The organism is Serratia sp. 506_PEND, from assembly GCF_001076875.1.
GTDB classification, from domain to species: domain Bacteria; phylum Pseudomonadota; class Gammaproteobacteria; order Enterobacterales; family Enterobacteriaceae; genus Serratia; species Serratia marcescens.
The window spans coordinates 1-16,412 of the sequence record NZ_JVEL01000331.1; the positions used below are offsets into that span (position 1 = coordinate 1).

General features: G+C 58.4%; 15 protein-coding genes. 7 read left to right on the forward strand and 8 right to left on the reverse strand.

The genetic code is table 11. The features are described 5' to 3' along the window. Positions 1–95: 95 nt before the first annotated feature. The 3 genes from ADK28_RS10000 to umuC all read left to right on the forward strand — a co-directional run bounded on the left by ADK28_RS10000 (position 96) and on the right by umuC (position 3,053). Positions 96–1,037, forward strand: coding sequence for a LysR family transcriptional regulator (locus ADK28_RS10000; RefSeq protein ID WP_048795587.1), 942 nt, complete (start codon positions 96–98; stop codon positions 1,035–1,037). A gap of 262 nt (positions 1,038–1,299) precedes the next feature. After that, the gene (umuD, locus tag ADK28_RS10005; RefSeq protein WP_033639989.1) at positions 1,300–1,734 is read left to right on the forward strand and encodes a translesion error-prone DNA polymerase V autoproteolytic subunit; all 435 of its coding nucleotides are present in this window, start codon (positions 1,300–1,302) and stop codon (positions 1,732–1,734) included. A 2-nt stretch (positions 1,735–1,736) separates the two neighbouring features. Beyond that, positions 1,737–3,053, forward strand: a complete 1,317-nt coding sequence (umuC, locus tag ADK28_RS10010; RefSeq protein WP_048795588.1) for a translesion error-prone DNA polymerase V subunit UmuC — start codon at positions 1,737–1,739, stop codon at positions 3,051–3,053. Between the two features lie 27 nt (positions 3,054–3,080). Here the strand turns inward: umuC and aceE are convergent, their stop codons facing one another. Then, on the reverse strand, positions 3,081–5,756 hold the full coding sequence (aceE, locus tag ADK28_RS10015; RefSeq protein WP_048795589.1) for a pyruvate dehydrogenase (acetyl-transferring), homodimeric type: 2,676 nt from the start codon (positions 5,754–5,756) through the stop codon (positions 3,081–3,083). Positions 5,757–5,910: 154 nt separating this feature from the next. Here aceE and ADK28_RS10020 point away from each other — a divergent pair, with 154 nt between their 5' ends. Then, entirely contained in the window at positions 5,911–6,348 is a 438-nt protein-coding gene (locus tag ADK28_RS10020) for a MarR family winged helix-turn-helix transcriptional regulator (RefSeq protein WP_028128123.1), read from the forward strand. Here the strand turns inward: ADK28_RS10020 and ADK28_RS10025 are convergent, their stop codons facing one another. Beyond that, on the reverse strand, positions 6,349–7,428 hold the full coding sequence (locus tag ADK28_RS10025; protein ID WP_048795590.1) for a transketolase-like TK C-terminal-containing protein: 1,080 nt from the start codon (positions 7,426–7,428) through the stop codon (positions 6,349–6,351). A 305-nt stretch (positions 7,429–7,733) separates the two neighbouring features. On the opposite strand from ADK28_RS10025, the gene ADK28_RS33375 reads away from it, so the two are divergent. After that, complete coding sequence (locus tag ADK28_RS33375) at positions 7,734–9,083, forward strand: colicin-like pore-forming protein (protein WP_048795591.1); 1,350 nt, start codon at positions 7,734–7,736, stop codon at positions 9,081–9,083. A gap of 52 nt (positions 9,084–9,135) precedes the next feature. On the opposite strand, the gene ADK28_RS10035 is transcribed toward ADK28_RS33375, so the two are convergent. The 4 genes from ADK28_RS10035 to ADK28_RS10055 all read right to left on the reverse strand — a co-directional run bounded on the left by ADK28_RS10035 (position 9,136) and on the right by ADK28_RS10055 (position 12,927). Then, complete coding sequence (locus ADK28_RS10035) at positions 9,136–9,552, reverse strand: RbsD/FucU domain-containing protein (RefSeq protein WP_016927234.1); 417 nt, start codon at positions 9,550–9,552, stop codon at positions 9,136–9,138. Between the two features lie 49 nt (positions 9,553–9,601). Further along, on the reverse strand, positions 9,602–10,366 hold the full coding sequence (locus tag ADK28_RS10040; protein ID WP_048795592.1) for an SDR family NAD(P)-dependent oxidoreductase: 765 nt from the start codon (positions 10,364–10,366) through the stop codon (positions 9,602–9,604). Between the two features lie 21 nt (positions 10,367–10,387). Then, entirely contained in the window at positions 10,388–11,623 is a 1,236-nt protein-coding gene (locus tag ADK28_RS10045) for an MFS transporter (RefSeq protein ID WP_016927236.1), read from the reverse strand. Positions 11,624–11,892: 269 nt separating this feature from the next. Continuing rightward, entirely contained in the window at positions 11,893–12,927 is a 1,035-nt protein-coding gene (locus ADK28_RS10055; protein WP_033639995.1) for a LacI family DNA-binding transcriptional regulator, read from the reverse strand. Positions 12,928–13,222: 295 nt separating this feature from the next. Between ADK28_RS10055 and kynA the strand changes: the two genes are divergently transcribed. Beyond that, a complete protein-coding gene (kynA, locus tag ADK28_RS10060) occupies positions 13,223–14,065 on the forward strand; it encodes a tryptophan 2,3-dioxygenase (protein ID WP_033639996.1) in 843 nt (280 codons plus the stop codon). A 22-nt stretch (positions 14,066–14,087) separates the two neighbouring features. Continuing rightward, positions 14,088–14,555, forward strand: a complete 468-nt coding sequence (gene sbmC / locus ADK28_RS10065) for a DNA gyrase inhibitor SbmC (protein ID WP_041035676.1) — start codon at positions 14,088–14,090, stop codon at positions 14,553–14,555. A gap of 181 nt (positions 14,556–14,736) precedes the next feature. Here the strand turns inward: sbmC and ADK28_RS10070 are convergent, their stop codons facing one another. Together ADK28_RS10070 and vgrG are read right to left on the reverse strand one after the other, a co-directional pair. Next, positions 14,737–15,114, reverse strand: a complete 378-nt coding sequence (locus tag ADK28_RS10070) for a hypothetical protein (RefSeq protein WP_048795593.1) — start codon at positions 15,112–15,114, stop codon at positions 14,737–14,739. 589 nt (positions 15,115–15,703) lie between these two features. Continuing rightward, on the reverse strand, positions 15,704–16,412 hold a 709-nt coding region (gene vgrG, locus ADK28_RS10075; protein WP_048795594.1), incomplete at its 5' end, for a type VI secretion system tip protein VgrG.

Sequence of the window (16,412 nt, forward strand, 5' to 3'; positions counted from 1 at the left end):
CTGGTTGTGAACGGAATAGTCGCTCTGGATAATATTTTGCGGTGGCATAACGTCTGGACATCCCCATGAGTATGCAAAACGTTAGGAGATATCGCATGAATACCCTGGAAAATCTGAGGATTTTTTTGCGTGTGGCCCAGACCTGCAGCTTCACGAAAACGGCAGACGATCTGGGGGTGAATAAAAGTCGAATTTCGATTGTTATCCGCCAGCTGGAAGACGTGCTTGGCGTACGCCTGTTACATCGAACCACCAGGGCCGTGCATCTGACGGAAGACGGCTTGGCGTTTTACGAACGCGCAGTAGAAATACTTTCTTCGGTAGATGACCTGCAGACGATGTTTGTCGAAAGGACGGAACTGAAAGGCAAGCTGAGGGTGGACATGCCTACGGATATAGCCAACAGCATTATTATCCCTAAACTCCCCGATTTTTTTTCCCGCTATCCCGGCATTACGCTGGAATTATCTTGCACCGACCGGCGGGTGGATCTGGTACAGGAAGGCTTCGACTGCGTTGTCCGGGCGGGTGCCGTTTACGATAAGAACCTGGTGGCGAAACTGATTGGAGAAATGCCCGTATTCAACCTCGCCAGCCCGGATTATCTGGCGAGAAAAGGCACGCCATACAGTATCGATGACCTTCTCAAGTATCAGCATGTGGCCGTGCACTATACGCCGAATATTGGTAGTAAGCCGATGGGCTGGGACTACCTGAAAAACGGTAAATATGAATATTTAAATCTGCCAGGATCGCTGAAGCTGAACAATGCGCAGTCGTTTATTGCCGCTGGGTTGGCGGGGATTGGCTTAATTCAGTCACCGATGCTTGGCCTGCATAATCACGTCGAGCGTGGCGAGCTGCTGCAGATTCTGCCTGATTGTGAGCCTGAGCCGATGAAGTTCTGGTTCGTCGTCGCGCATCGTCATAATTTGTCCCGTAAAGTTAACGTATTCATGGAGTGGATAACCGAGCAGCTCGCGCCGTGGCTCACGAAGAAGGGCGCGGTACGGGATAACACGCCGATTAATCGCTGAATATCACGGTCTTCGGCACCGTTCGCCATGACAGTGCATGACTCACCATGGCTATCGATATGCCGTGGGGGCGAGTGCCAGGTTATCCACAGTTTTGGTGGATAACGTGTGTGCAAGGGGCAGTGAAAYACTTAGCAGGCGTAAAAAAAAATCGCTCAGAAAATTATTATATTACGCGACAAAGCGCGATCCGCAGGGGGATAGGGGGTTGCACGCGTTCGCGTTTTGTTTATGCTTTACTGTATAAATATACAGTTTGGTTATGATTATGCTGAGCAATTCAAGGTTGTATGCTTTTTCACCAGGTGAGCCCCTAACGTTACCGCTGTTTGCCGATCGCGTGGCCTGCGGTTTTCCTTCCCCGGCGCAGGACTACGTCGAAGGGCGGCTGGATATCGGCAGGCTGCTGGTGCGGCACCCCAACGCCACCTATTTCGTGCGCGCCAGCGGCGAATCGATGATCGACGGCAATATCCGGGATGGCGATTTGCTGATTGTCGACAGCGCCCTGACGCCGGAGCACGGCAATATCGTGATCGCCGCGGTGGACGGCGAATTCACCGTCAAAAAACTGCAGCGCCACCCCGATGTGCGGCTGTTGCCGATGAACCCCGCCTACGCGCCGATCGTGTTCGACGACGAAGCGCAGCTGGAGATTTTCGGCGTGGTGACCTTTATCGTCTACGCGGCGCGGTAGCCATGTTCGCCCTGGTAGACGTCAACAGTTTCTATGCTTCCTGCGAGACCATCTTTCGGCCCGACCTGCGGGGGCGACCGGTGATTGTGCTGTCCAACAACGACGGCTGCGTGATCGCCCGCAGCGCCGAGGCGAAGGCGTTGGGCGTGCCGATGGGCGCGCCTTATTTCAAAATCAAAGCGGAGATGCGCCGTCGCAACGTTGCGGTGTTCTCCTCCAACTACGCGCTGTACGCCGATATGTCCCGCCGGGTGATGGACACGCTGGAGGAGATGGCGCCGGCGGTGGAGATTTATTCGCTGGACGAAGCCTTTCTGCGGCTGGACGGCGTGGCCCACTGCGAGGCGCTGGAGCCGTTCGGCCAGCGGGTGCGCGATCGCATCCGGCGCGAGCTGCATTTGACGGTCGGGGTCGGCATTGCGCCGAGCAAAACGCTGGCCAAGCTGGCCAACTTCGCCGCCAAGAAATGGCGCGGCACCGGCGGCGTGGTGGATTTATCCGATCCGGTGCGCCAGCGTAAACTGCTGGCGTTGCTTCCGGTGGAAGAGGTGTGGGGCGTGGGGCGCCGCCTGACTCGCCAGCTGCAGGCGATGGGTATTCACACCGCGCTACAGCTGGCGGACTGCGATACCCGACTGGCGCGTAAAACCTTCAGCGTAGTGCTGGAACGCACGATACGCGAGCTGCGCGGCGAGTCATGCCTGCAGTGGGAAGATGAGGCGGCGGCGAAAGAGCAGATCATCTGTTCCCGTTCGTTCGGCCAGCGGTTGACGCATTATCCGCACATGCGCGAGGCGATTTGCAGCTACGCCGAACGCGCCGCCGAAAAGCTGCGGCAGGAAAAGCGCTACTGCCGCAACGTCTCGGTGTTTATCAAAACCAGCCCGCATTCGGCGGGCGAAGGGNATTACAGCAATATGGGCACCGCCCGGCTGCAAACCCCGAGCAACGACAGCCGCGACATCATCGCCATGGCGGTGCGCGCGCTGGAGAGCATCTGGCAGGAGGGGCGACGTTACCTGAAGGGCGGCGTGGTGCTGGGGGATTTCAGCGCCGCCGCCATGGCGCAGATCGACCTGTTCGACGACTGCCCGCCGCGCCGCAACAGCGAACGGCTGATGGCGACTCTCGATCGCCTGAATCAGGAAGGGCGCGGGCGCGTATGGTTCGCCGGGCAGGGGATCGTCAAGCCGTGGCAAATGAAGCGCGACATGCTGTCGCCGGCCTACACCACCCGGCTGGCGGATATCCCGGTGGCGCGGCTGGGGGAGCGGGCGCCGCGCACCGCTGAATCGAAGGAAGAAAAACGCCGCGGGTGACAACCGGCGGCGTGGGTAGGCCGAGTGTTACTTCACCGTCGCCGGATCCGGCTTATCGGGGGCGATGCCATACAGTACCATGGCGCGGTTGACCTCGCTGCGGGCGATACGGCCTTCGTCAGCCAGCAGCTTCAACGCGGCGAGCGCGATGAAATGGCGGTTGACCTCGAAGAACTCACGCAGCGCCTCGCGGGTGTCCGAGCGACCAAAGCCGTCGGTGCCCAAGGCGATAAAGGTACGGTCGGGCAAGAACGGTTTGATCTGATCGCCGACGATCTTCATATAGTCCGTTACCACCACCACCGGGCCGGGATGCGCCGCCAGCAGGCTCTGAATATAAGGAACTTTCGGCGGATCTTCCGGATGCAGCAGGTTCCAGCGTTCGGCCGCCATGCCGTTGCGGCGCAGCTCGCTCAGGCTGGTGGCGCTCCAGATATCGCTGGCGACGCCAAAGTCCGCCGCCAACAGCTCCGCCGCCGCCAGCGCCTCGCGCATGATGGCGCCGCTGGCGACCAGTTGAGCGCGCGGGCTCTCTTGGTTTGCCGCTTCGTTCCGTTTGAGCAAATAGGCGCCCTGGATAATCCCGTCCTCCACGCCCGCCGGCATCGACGGCTGCGGGTAGCCCTCGTTGAGCAAGGTGATGTAGTAGTAAATATCCTCTTGTTCAACGAACATTCTGCGCATGCCGCTCTGGACGATCACCGCGAGTTCATAGGCATAGGTCGGATCGTAGGAGACGCAGCTGGGGATCACCGAAGACAGCACGTGGCTGTGGCCGTCGTCATGCTGCAAGCCTTCGCCCATCAGGGTGGTTCTGCCGGAGGTGGCGCCGAGCAGGAAACCCTTGGTGCGCGCGTCGGCCGCCGCCCAGGCGAGATCGCCCACCCGCTGCAGCCCGAACATGGAGTAGAAGATATAGAACGGGATCGTCGCGACATCGTGGTTGCTGTAGGCGGTGCCGGCGGCGATCCAGGTCGATATTGCGCCGGATTCGTTGATGCCTTCCTGCAAAATCTGGCCGTCTTTGGCCTCTTTGTAGTAGCTGAGCTGCCCGGCGTCTTGCGGGGTATACAGCTGGCCGAGCCAGGAATGGATGCCAATCTGGCGGAACAGGCCTTCCATGCCGAACGTGCGCGACTCGTCCGGCACGATGGGCACGATCAGTTTGCCGATGTTGGCGTCTTTGAGCAGCGTGCCGAGGATATTAACGAAAGCCATGGTGGTCGACATGTTGCGTTCGCCGCTGCCCTTCAGGAGGCCGTCGAAGCGCGATAGTTCCGGTATCGTCAGCGGAGCGGATTGGCCGAAGCGGGCAGGGATGTAGCCGCCCAGCGCGGTGCGCGTCGCGGTGATGTACTTCGCCGCCGCGCTGTCGGGTTCGGGCTTCAGGTAAGGGATCTCTGCCAGTTGGGCGTCGGAGATGGTCAGCCCTAAACGGTCGCGGAAGGCTTTCACCGCATCCTGGCTCATTTTTTTCAGCTGGTGGTTGATGTTCTGCCCTTCACCGGCTTCCCCCATGCCAAACCCTTTGACGGTTTTGGCCAGCACCACCGTCGGTCTGCCCGTGGTATGCACCGCCTGATGGTAGGCGGCGTACACCTTTTGCGGATCGTGGCCGCCGCGGTGCAGCGCCCAGATCTCATCGTCGCTCAGGTCGGCGACCAGCTCGAGCAATTCCGGGTACTTGCCGAAGAAATGCTCCCGCACATAGGCGCCGCTTTGCGACTTGAAGGTTTGGTAATCGCCGTCGACGCACTCCATCATGCGCTGCATCAGCAATCCGGAGCGGTCTTTTTGCAGCAGTTTGTCCCAGCCGCTGCCCCAAATTACTTTGATCACCTGCCAGCCGGCAGCTTTGAAGGTGCCTTCCAGCTCCTGAATAATCTTGCCGTTGCCGCGCACGGGGCCATCCAGCCGTTGCAGGTTGCAGTTCACGACGAAGATCAGGTTATCGAGTTTTTCTCGCCCGCCCAGCGCAATCGCCGCCAGCGATTCCGGCTGATCCATCTCGCCGTCGCCGAGAAACGCCCACACCTTTCTCCCCTGGTGCGGTTTCAGTTCGCGGTATTCCAGATAGCGCATGTAGCGCGCCTGGTAGGCGGCGGTCAGCGGCCCCAGCCCCATCGAAACGGTGGGATATTGCCAGAAATCCGGCATCAGCCGCGGGTGCGGGTAGGAGGAGAGGCCGCGGCGTGTGGATTCGCGGCGAAAGTTGTCGAGCAGTTCCTCGTCGATGCGGCCTTCGAGATAGGCGCGGCCATAAATGCCGGGGGCGGAGTGGCCCTGGATATACACCATGTCGCCGGCAAACTCATCGGTGCGCCCGCGGAAAAAGTGCGTGAATCCCACATCGTAAAGCACCGCGGCAGACTGGTAGGTGGCGATATGCCCGCCGACGTTGGAATGTTTGCCGGCGCGCAGCACCATCGCCATGGCGTTCCAGCGAATAAACGCATTGATGCGCGCTTCAGCGGCCAGATCGCCGGGATACGTCGGTTGCTTATAGGCCGGGATCGTATTCACGTAGGGCGTGGTGACCAGGCTGAAGAAATCACCGTGCTTACGCTGATCGGCCTCGGCCATTCTTTCCAACAAAAAATGCGCGCGTTCACGGCCGTCGATGTCAGTGACACCTTCAAATGCCTCAAGCCATTCAGCCGTCTCCTGTGGGTCAAGATCTGCTTTTACCGCGGGTTGGTTCATAAAGGCTCCAAATGTACTTACCTGATAAGGCGCTGAGCGATACAGGGATTTAGTGAGTTGCAAGTGCAAGAGTTGCAAATGCAACAATAGCGAAAGCCACTCTATCCCTTTACAATTGCAATTGCAACTCACCGGTTTTGACGAGAAAAATGACATGACAGATAAACAACCCGACCTGTGGTTCTCCTTTGTGCGCGCGCATCGGGCGATGATCAGAAAGATAGAGGCGAAGTTGTCGGAAGCGGGGCTGCCGGTTTACGCCTGGTATGACGTGTTATGGGGATTGGAAAGCGGGGAAAACGGCACACGCCGCATGCATGAGTTGGCGGACGTGTTGGTGATTGAGCGTTACAACCTGACCCGCCTGATGGATCGCCTGGAAAAAGAGCGGTTGGTCACGCGTTTTCGATCGGATGACGATCGCCGGGCCTCCTTCGCGACTATCACCGAGGAAGGCAAGGCCCTGCGGAAAAAGATGTGGGAGATCTACCGTTCGGTGGTCAACACTCACTTTCTCAACCAGTTCAGCGAAGAAGAGATCGCACGCTTCTCCGACGCGTTGAACAATGCGATGCAGCTGGCCAGAGAATGATCAGGCATCGGGCGTGATGTGCAGAACGCGCAGCGCATCGGCGATCAGCGCCGAAGGGATTTTCTGCTCGTCGGCCAGCAGTTTGAGGGCGCAGAGCGCAATCCATTCCGCCTGCGGGTAGTGGATTTCGCCGCGCACCCGTGAATCTGAGCCCACCGCGGCAAAGCGTGCGGGAATGAATCGCTTGAGCTGATTGGCAATCAGGTGCGAGTAGTCGGTGACGGCGACGACGGGGGCATTCCCGGCACCCAGGCACGTTTTCAGATGGCATTCGCCGCCGGTGTCCTGGCGCTGCATGTCGGCGAGTTCGGCGTCCTGCGCCAACCGCGTGTAGCTGGGGCAGCTCCAGATTTCAGACGCAATCCCCCAGTTTTTCAACACCTCGGCCGCTTGCTGAACGCGGGCGAGCGCACGGCCGGCGCCGCACAGACGAACCTGCAACGGCGAGTCCGCCGCGGCGGCGACGCGATACATTCCCCTGAACGCCTGTTCTGCGACAAACGGCTCCCCTGAAGAGAGGGGGCCATTGTCTGCGTTGGTCGCGAGATACACCATCTTCCTCGTTCCCTCCAGATAGAGCGCGCGCAGGGCGTGATGGAGTATCGCGCCGGTTTCTCTGGCATTGGCCGGATCGAAAGGCAACCAGCCCGGCATGGCCGTGAGCTGAAGCGGGAACCAGGCCTGAACGCCTTTCGGCAAATCGGCACTGCCGGTATCCGCATCGCTGATGAAAATCCCCTTGCGATTGGTTTCCGGCTCAAGCCCGCGGAGCATGTCCACCGAGGGCGTGTTGACGAAGTAAAACAACGGCTTCTCATAACGCTCTGATTGATGGCCAAACCAGAGCGGCCAGGCGGTGGCGTAGCGGGAGCTTGGCGGCTCGGCGCGCCTTCTGCCGTCGATAAGCCAGATGTCGCCGCTGGCGTTAAGTTCGCCCAGCGTTTGCGCCGTCCAGGCGCTGGAGGAAGGGCGAGAAGCGCCGGTTTTTTGGCAGACGGAGGTCATTTTGCGGATACAGGTTTCGGCCAGGGTTCTGGTCCTGGCCGAGGCGGCGGGCAGTGTTATACGTTGAGGCGACATGCGGAGCATTCCCTTTAAGTTGCAAGTGCGATGATTGTAATTACAATTCATGGCGTGTGCCAATGACTTCTGAACAAGTCGCAGCCATCCAGGCGTGACCCGCGGCGATATATTCAGGTTCTGCAGACGCGATCCTATTTGTTTCACCGACCAGACAGCCGCCATCCGTTGTCCTTATTTCTGCGGTTTTTTATAAATGACGGGCAGCTAAAAACGGTTTGCCGATAGGGATAATGCGCGTGTCAATCCGCGTTAAACGAGAATATCGGCATCTTAAAAATAAAACGAAATAAGGATGAAAGCATATGCCTGGATTTAATTATGGCGGTAAAGGAGATGGGACTAACTGGAGTTCTGAACGCGGTACGGGCCCTGAGCCGGGGGGCGGCGATAAAGGCCATTCCGGCGATCGCGATCGCGGCGGCGCCGGCGCCGGCAACAGCCCGGCACAGCAACAGATAGCGGCGATCCAAAACGATCCGGCGCTGCGCATGAAGCTGGAGGCGGTGATTAAGGCGGCGCGCAGAATTAACCCGGATGCGAAATTGCATATTGAAAGCGTCAGCCCATCCGGCACGCTGAGCCTTTCCGCCACCGGTTTGACGGCCGATCAGGCGAAGCACATTGGCCTGGGAGGGCTGGTGATGGGGGTCAACGCCAAGGGGGTGACAGTGGCGATCGGGGATATCGAAACCGGCCATGCGCGCAAGCCCTCAACCCCTGGCAAAGGCGGGAACAATGGCCTGAATGCCGGGCAGATCGGCGCCTCTTCGTTAGGCAGTTTCGTGACAGACTCGCATCGCGATCGGCCCGTCAGCGGCTGGCATGGCAACGGCAAAACCGGCGAATTCTCGACGACCCGCACGACCGGGAGTTACTACGGTTTTCATCATTTAAAGGTGGAAAAGCAAGACGGAGTGGCGACCTACAACCTCTACTATAAGGCCAATAAGAACCGGCCCGCGTTTATCGCCGTGGTGAGAGGGGATAACCTGAATGCCATGGAGGTGAAATATGCCAACGGCAAGCCGGTAAAATCGCCCGGCTCGGTAAAAACGATCGTTAAGGAATTCGTCGAATATCAAAATGCGGAATTAAAAGCCATCAAGGATGGCGTCAGCCTGGCCGCAGGTATCAATAAAGATATCGCGGAAAAGATCGGCGCGAAATACGCTAAACTCGCCAAAGATTTGGAGGCGGGAATTCAAGGAAAATATATCCGCAACGTGCAAGATGCGGAGAAAACCTACGAGCAATTGACGAAGGGCCTGAACAAAAAGCTCAAGGCTCAGGACAAAGCGGCGATTGTCGCCTGGCTGAAAATGATCGATGCGGAACAGTATGCCCGCAATGCGCGGGTATTGGGCAAGGTCTTCACCGGGGTGGACTGGGCGATCAAGGGCGCGGATCTGGTAAACGCCGCGATTGAAGGTTTCTCAACCGGCAACTGGAAAGCGTTCCGCAACCAGCTCGAAGCGCTCGGGTTGTCGATCGGCGCAGGGTATACGCTTTCCGCTATCGCCGCGTTTTTCGCGCCGACGCTGGTGTCGTCGACGGTGGGCATTTTCGCCTTCGCTTACCTGTTTGGCTGGGCCACCAGCTATATCGATGCGGAACGTGCGGGGGAGCTGGAGAAGTGGGTCGCTGACCTGTAACGGCATGAGGGGGCTGGCCCCCTCATTTTACCCCTCACACCCTCTACCTCTTTCACACCACCGGCGCCACCGTCAGCAGCAGGTTGGCGAAACGGCGTTGTTCGCCGGAGGCGATCACCAGCAGCGTCCGATCCGATTTAACCGCGGCGTAAAACGCCTCGCGCGGCAGGTATTCGATCGGGCAATGCTCTGGCAGCAGCTGCCGGTATTCGGCTTCGATGGTGTTGGTGAAGTCCGGCGGGCAGGCCATCAGCGCCGCGCTTTCCACGTTGATGCAGGCCAGCAGTTTTTCCAGGATCGGCGGGGCGGCGAGCGTGCCGGGCGCCAGGTTCAGATAGACCACGGTGGCGTCTTTCGGCGCGTGGGTCACGCAGGCGTAGTTGCCGTCGGCGATCAATACCTGGGTTTTATGCCCGCATTGCGCCAGCGCGGCAAGCAGCGGCGGGTGAGTGATGGCGGATTTGATCATAAAGCGATTCCTGAATGGGCGGGCGGCAAGCGCGCCGCCCGCAGCTGAATTACATGCGGTAGATGCCGCCGTTGATGTCGAGAGTCGCGCCGGAGATGAAGCCGTCGTATTCCGCCGCCAGGAAGGCGATGGCGCGCGCCACGTCGTCCGGTGCGCCTGCGCGGCCCAGCGGGATGGCGCGAACGGTTTCCTCCGCCGATGCCTGGGTAGTGTGGCGATTGTGGAAACGGGTGCCGAGGATCAGGCCGGGCGCGACCGCATTCACCCGGATGCTGTGCTCGCCCAGCTCCGCCGCCAGCGAGCGCGTCCAGGTGAGTACCGCGCCCTTGGTGGCGGAATAGACCAGCGAGCCGGAGTGCCCGCCGGCGCGGCCCGCCTGTGAGGCCAGGTTAACGATGCTGGCGCCGTCCGGCGCCGCTTTCAGATGCGGCAGCGCGCTCTGGGTGACGTTCAGCATGGTGGTCATGTTCACGTCGATCACGGTTTGCCAGAAGGCGCGGTCGATCTCGCCCAGCCATTTGCGCCCGACGATGCCGCCGACGTTATTGATCAGGATATCGATGCCGCCGAGAAACTCGGCGCCGGCCGAGACGCAGCGCTGCGTTTCGTCGGTATCGATGAGATCGGCGTAGCCGTAAGCGGCCTTTTGCCCCAATGAATGGGCCAGCGCCACCAGCGCTTTGGGGCCGCTTTCGTCGCTGTGATAGTGAAAATAGATGTCGCAACCGGCCTTGATCAGCCGCTCCGCGGTGGCGCGGCCGATGCCCTGTTCCGCCCCGGTGATAAAGACCTTTTTGCCCGCAAGATCGCCCATGATTGACTCCTTATTGGTTCGTTAAGAATTGATGACGCCTTCACGCTGTTTGGCGCAGTAGAAAATGCAGATCAGCCCGGTGGCCAGCAGGCACGAGGCCAGGAAAAACAGCCCCGGCGCGCTGCTGCCGGTCAGATCGTTCAGCACGCCCACCGCATAGGGGGCGACGAAACCGCCGATATTGCCGATGCAGCTGACCACCGCCAGCCCGGCGGCCGCGGCCGCGCCGGTGGAGATATTGGCGGGCATGGATAAAAACGGCGGCACGGCGGTGTAGATGCCGATGGCGGCGATGCACAGGAACGACAGCGCGACGAGCGGATCGTATTTAAAAAACGTCACCGCCCCCATCAGGCCGATGGCGGCGACCACCATGCTGAGGCCGGCAAACACGCCGAGTTTTTTGGTTTTGCTGGCCCACAGGCTCCACGGATACACCAACAGCGCGGCCAGGCCGTAGGGAATGAGCGCCAGCAGGCTGACGCGGAAGATATCGCCGCCGGAGAGGGCGCTGATGATCGATGGCAGCCAGGTGCCGAAGCCGTAAATGCCGCACACCATGCCGAAGTTGAGCAGCGCGTAGAGCAGGTATTTCTTGTTTTTAATCCCTTTCAGGAAGTCGGCCAGCGTGATTTTAGAGCCGGATTTGGAGCGGCCGGCGTTGCTCATCAGCCAGGCTTTTTCCTCCACGTTCAGATAGCCGACATCCTTGGGCGAGTTCTTGATCAGGAACGGGATCAGCAGGCCGATGACGATCGGCGGCAGCCCTTCGAGGATAAACAGCAGCTGCCAGGGGGCGAAGCCGAACCAGTCATGCTGAATATTGAGAATAAAGCCGGAAATCGGCGAGCCGACCGCGTTGGACAGCGGCTGGACGATGATGAACATGCCGAGAATTTTGGTGCGGTACTTTTCCGGGAAGAAGACCGTGAAGTAATACACCACCGAGGGAAAGAAACCGGCTTCGCACACGCCCAGCATAAAACGGCAAATATACAGCTCCAGCGGCGTGCGCACAAAACCGAGCAGGGTCGCGAAGATGCCCCAGGAAATTAATATTCTGGCGAACCAGATGCGCGGGCCGAATTTAATGGTGCCGGCGTTGCTGGGTATTTCAAACAGGAAATAGCCGATAAAGAAAATTCCGGAGGCGAAGCCGAAAGCCGAGGCGGTCAATCCCAAATTATCTTCCAGCGCTTTGGCGGCGTAGGCCATATTGTTGCGGTCGAGAAAGGCCAGGAAATACAACAAAATCATGAGGGGCACAATATGCAGCGTCAATTTCCTGATGGCGCTGCGTTCAATATCCTTTGGCATTGTTTTTTTCATCATGGTTTTTCCCATGTGGTTAATCGGAATAATAGCGTCCCTGCCCAAAGCCATGAGCGGAGAGCTGAATAACGACGTTGCGTGCATAAAGCGTCGCGCCGTTTATTTATTGCGACGACGCTGTTTTTTCTGATTTTGGCTGCGGCGAGCCGGACGATGCTATCTGCGCATCGTCTGGGTAAGCCGTTTTTACCGTATTAACCGGCGGCTTTGACCGAGCGCCGGCTGATGACCGTCGGCGGGAAGAGAAACTCGCCGGGCGGTTGTGAATCATTGTTGATGCGGCCGATCAGGCGTTCGACCATCAGCTGCGCCATCTCCGCCAGCGGCGGGCCAATCGACGTCAACCCCGGTTCGGCCAGGCCGGCCAGCGCGATATTGTCGATGCCGATCACCGAGATGTCTGCGGGCACCTGGACGCCGGCGGCGCGCAGCCCCACCATCAGCCCGATGCCCAGCGCATCGTTAATCGCCACGATGCCGTCCGGGCGCGGCGCCAACGCGAGAACGCGCGGCGCCAGCGTCAGCCCCAATTCGAACATTTCCGTGTCGCCGTAGGCGCTGGTGGCTTTGCCTTCGATCACCCGTTGGCGTTCGCTTAGGCTGTGCCCCAGCGCGCTCAGAAAACCGTCGATCTTGTGGCTGCGCCCGACGGTCAGCGTCGCTTCGGTGGCGAACACGATGTGTCGGCAGCCGCGCTCGAGCAGGTGCTGCGCGGCCAGGCGCCCGGCGGCGATATTGTCCATCGACACGCTGTCGAACAGTCGGGTATCGGTGGCCATCGGCTCGGCGAACGGGCTGTCGTAGCTGACAATCTTCATGCCTCGCTCGGCGGCCCGAACAAAATGAGTCTGGCGAATGTCGCTCGCCGCTACGATGATGCCGCGCACGCCGTGCAGGAACATATCGTCGATAAACGCGGCTTCTTCCTGTTCCTGGCGGTAGGCGTTGCCGAGCAAGACGCGGTAACGGTGAGTCCGCGCCGCGCCGTCGACCGCATGCGCCAGCGCCGAAAAGCTCGGGTTGACGATCGACGGCAGCAGCAGGCCGATGATCTTCGCCTGCGGCGCGGGCGCCGCCGCTCGGGCCGGCCGGTATCCCAGGGTTTCCATCGCCCGTTCGATGCGCTCACGGGTCTGCGCGCTCATCTGGTGGCTGCGATTGTTCAGCAGGTTCGACACGCTGCTGATGGACACGCCGGCCAACCGCGCCACATCACGAATATTTGCCATTTGCCGATACCTTGCTGCCTGCCGTTAGCCTGCAATCTATAAGGGAAGCCGGCCGCAGGCAAGCCGCAACCGGGGCGCCGCACGCATGGGATTGCGCATTTGTGAGAGTCGTCAGGCGGCAGCCGTGTTGTTTACTAAACAACAAAGGGGCAGGGGGCATGTGTTAACGCAGATGAGTGAGATCTGCGAAGCACCTCTCGTTTATCGTCCTTCGGGGCGGCGGGTTCTGTACTATTGTTTTCTCTTTGCGGCACGTTCCAGGCCGATGGGGCGCTGGGCGCAACGGAGATCACAGATGAACAAACGGGACTTAGAAAGCGCGATTGTCACCGATTTTTCCAAACGCATGAGCTATGGCGACTACCTGTGCCTGGACTCGCTGCTGGACTGCCAGCACCCGCTCTCCAACCCGCCGCATCATGACGAAATGCTGTTCGTGATACAGCACCAAACCTCCGAACTGTGGATGAAGCTGATGCTGCACGAGCTGCAGGCGGCGTTGCGGCTGGTGCAGCAGGACAAACTCAGCCACTGTTTCAAAATCCTCGCGCGCGTCAAACAGATCCAGCGGCTGCTGTTCGAGCAGTGGGCGGTGCTGGAAACGCTGACGCCGTCGGAGTACGTCGAGTTTCGCGACGTGCTGGGCAGCTCATCGGGCTTCCAGTCGCACCAATACCGGTCGATCGAGTTTCTGCTCGGCAACAAGAATGCGGCGATGCTGGCGGTGTTCAGCAACGACGCGGAAAAGCACGCCGCGCTGAAGGCGATCCTCGAAGCGCCGAGCCTGTACGACGAATACTTGCTGTACCTGGCGCGCCACGGCCTGCCGATCCCGCAGGAGTGTCTCGAGCGCGACTGGACGCAGCCCTACCAGCGCAACCCGGATCTGCTGCCGGCGTTTAAAGTGATCTACGACAACCCGCAGACCTACTGGGAAGCCTATGAAATGGCGGAGAAGCTGGTGGATATCGAGGAGAGTTTTCACCTGTGGCGTTTCCGCCATATGAAAACGGTGGAGCGGATCATCGGCTTTAAGTCGGGCACCGGCGGTTCCAGCGGCGTCAGCTTCCTGAAAAAGGCGTTGGATCTGACCTTTTTCCCCGAACTGCTGGACGTGCGTACCGAAATCGGCGCCTGAGACATTGTGAGGGGGAAGGGCGATGAGCGTGAGGATTATCGATAAGGCGGCGGAGAAGGTGGTGGGGGTCAGAGTCGTGGGGCCGTATCCGCAGACCATCCCGCAGGGCTCGCAGCAACTGCTGGCATGGCGGCAGCGCCACGGCGTGCCGTTTGGCAAATGGCTGGTGCTGTATTGGGACGATCCGGCGGAAGTGGCGCCGGAAAAGCTGCGTGCCGACGTGGTGATGAGCGTGGCGGACGATTTCGCGCTGCCGGCGGGCAGCGAGGGCGTTACCGTGCAGACGCTGCCCGCCGGGCAGTACGCGGTCTACCACGTGCGCATCAGCGATGGCGATTTCGAGCGGGTGTGGGGCGAGTTCTATCAGAAGCTGCTGCCGGCCAGCGGCTACCAGCCGGTTGAGGGGGTGAGCTACGAACACTATCTCAACGACTGCGAAGCCGACGGCTATTTCGACCTCGATATTTACCAGACGGTGAAGAAGTGGTGAAGGGGCTAACGGCGCGGTAGCGTATCAAAAGGCTCTTTGGGAGCCTTTTGATGGGGTATTTAAAGACTCATTTAAAAGCGGAAAGGTCATAAGAATAATTATTCCATGTCTATATCATGGAATGTATGTTTAAGGTTTTTTATAAAATCTATTGTTTGCAGTAAGCGAACTTAATAGAATGCTAGTGAAAAATGAAACCCAGCAACTTTATCTTATATCTTGCTGGTTGTGATTCACCCGTCGCCGTGATTATTGTTATTCTTTTTTTGTGCATGTCCGACTCTACTGGTTGAACATAGATATCCAGATTTTCATTTTTATATGAAGGTATTGGGTCATATGGGTACTCTATGACTTTTATTCCGCTTATTTTTTCTGCGATCGCCTTCCTGATGTTTTCATCTATATCCCATATGGGTATCGCAGAGCTGTTATCATAAAGTACTTTTTCGTTAGAGTTAGGGATGGATACTTCTTTTTTAAATAAGTGAAACTGCTCTTCGTTACCATCAAACAGTTGCCTGTTTGATGGGATAATGACAATTTTCTTTTTGTTCATAATATTTAAATAGATCTAGTGAATAAATGATTCATGCCTTTATTGATTGTTAGTGTGCGAAGTGAAGATGTAATTATTTGCGATATTCGAGGGGGGGGGTGAAAAATCACACACACTCTGCATTATGGAATGAGTGTGTGAATTTTTATATAATAATGTGGATGAGTTCCCTCTTTTTTAATAAATTATGTTATTCCTTTTGCAATATTTTCGCCATTCATCCTCAGTGTGAAATGCACTGCGATAGTTGCACACTATTGTTCCCGTTAAATTATGTGGGTCATAAGCAGCGTCAATATGCCCCCATGAACCACTAACTGGAAGTTGTATATGAGTTTTCTCATAAAACCATGTTCGAAGATTTTTGGTAATAGCACCTTCTACTTTTTTTGTATTCCCATCATGAGTTTTTCAGGCGCAAAACGCCAACTGCAAAGCACTGCATCTGTAATGAAGGCCTCGGAGAAGTCGGCAATTATATATATATCGCCGGTTTTTTCTTTTTTTGTACTGATCCTGGAAAAGGTAATCCATGGATGTCCTTGCAAGTCATCAGGGGGAAAGGGCGCGGCGCAGGGCCGCGTCGGCATCAGGATTTCGGGAACAGCTGATCGACGGCGCTCTGGATCGCCGCCTGATGGCCGCCGCCCGGTGCGGCGGTGCGTGCGGCGCCGCCGGGCTGGTTGAGATCCAACTGGCCGCCGGTATTGATCTCCCCGTCCTCTTTCACCGTGATATTGAAGCTGGTGCCGGTGATGTTGATTTGGCCGTTCGCCAGTAGCTCGATAACGCTTTCGCCGCACTCCAGCCGCAGCGATTCGCCGGAGCCGAGGGTAAAGGCGTTGACTGCGGCGTCGCTGCGCGTTTTGCCGGTCAGCGCGGAGGCGTCGCCTTTGACGCCGGTGGCCTGATTGAGCACCACCCGCTTGATCTGGTTGCCGCCCACCAGGTGGGTGTGGTCATTAGCGATGGTGTGGCTCTCATCGTTTTTCACCTGGGTGTCCATGTTGCGTTCCGCCTGGATCCACACCTGTTCGGCGCCGGCCTTGTCTTCGAAACGCAGGGCGTTGGCGTTGTCGGCTGTGCCGTCTTTGGTGCGGCTCATAAAGCCCATCTGGGTGGCGGCGGCCGGCAGCGCCCACGGCGGCATGCTGGCTTCGTTATAGACGCGCCCGGTGACGATCGGTCGATCCGGATCGCCGTTGATAAAGTCCACCACCACTTCGTCGTTGACGCGTGGGATCTGCACGCCGCCATAGCCCTGGCCGGCCCAGGCGCTGGAGACGCGCACCCAGCAG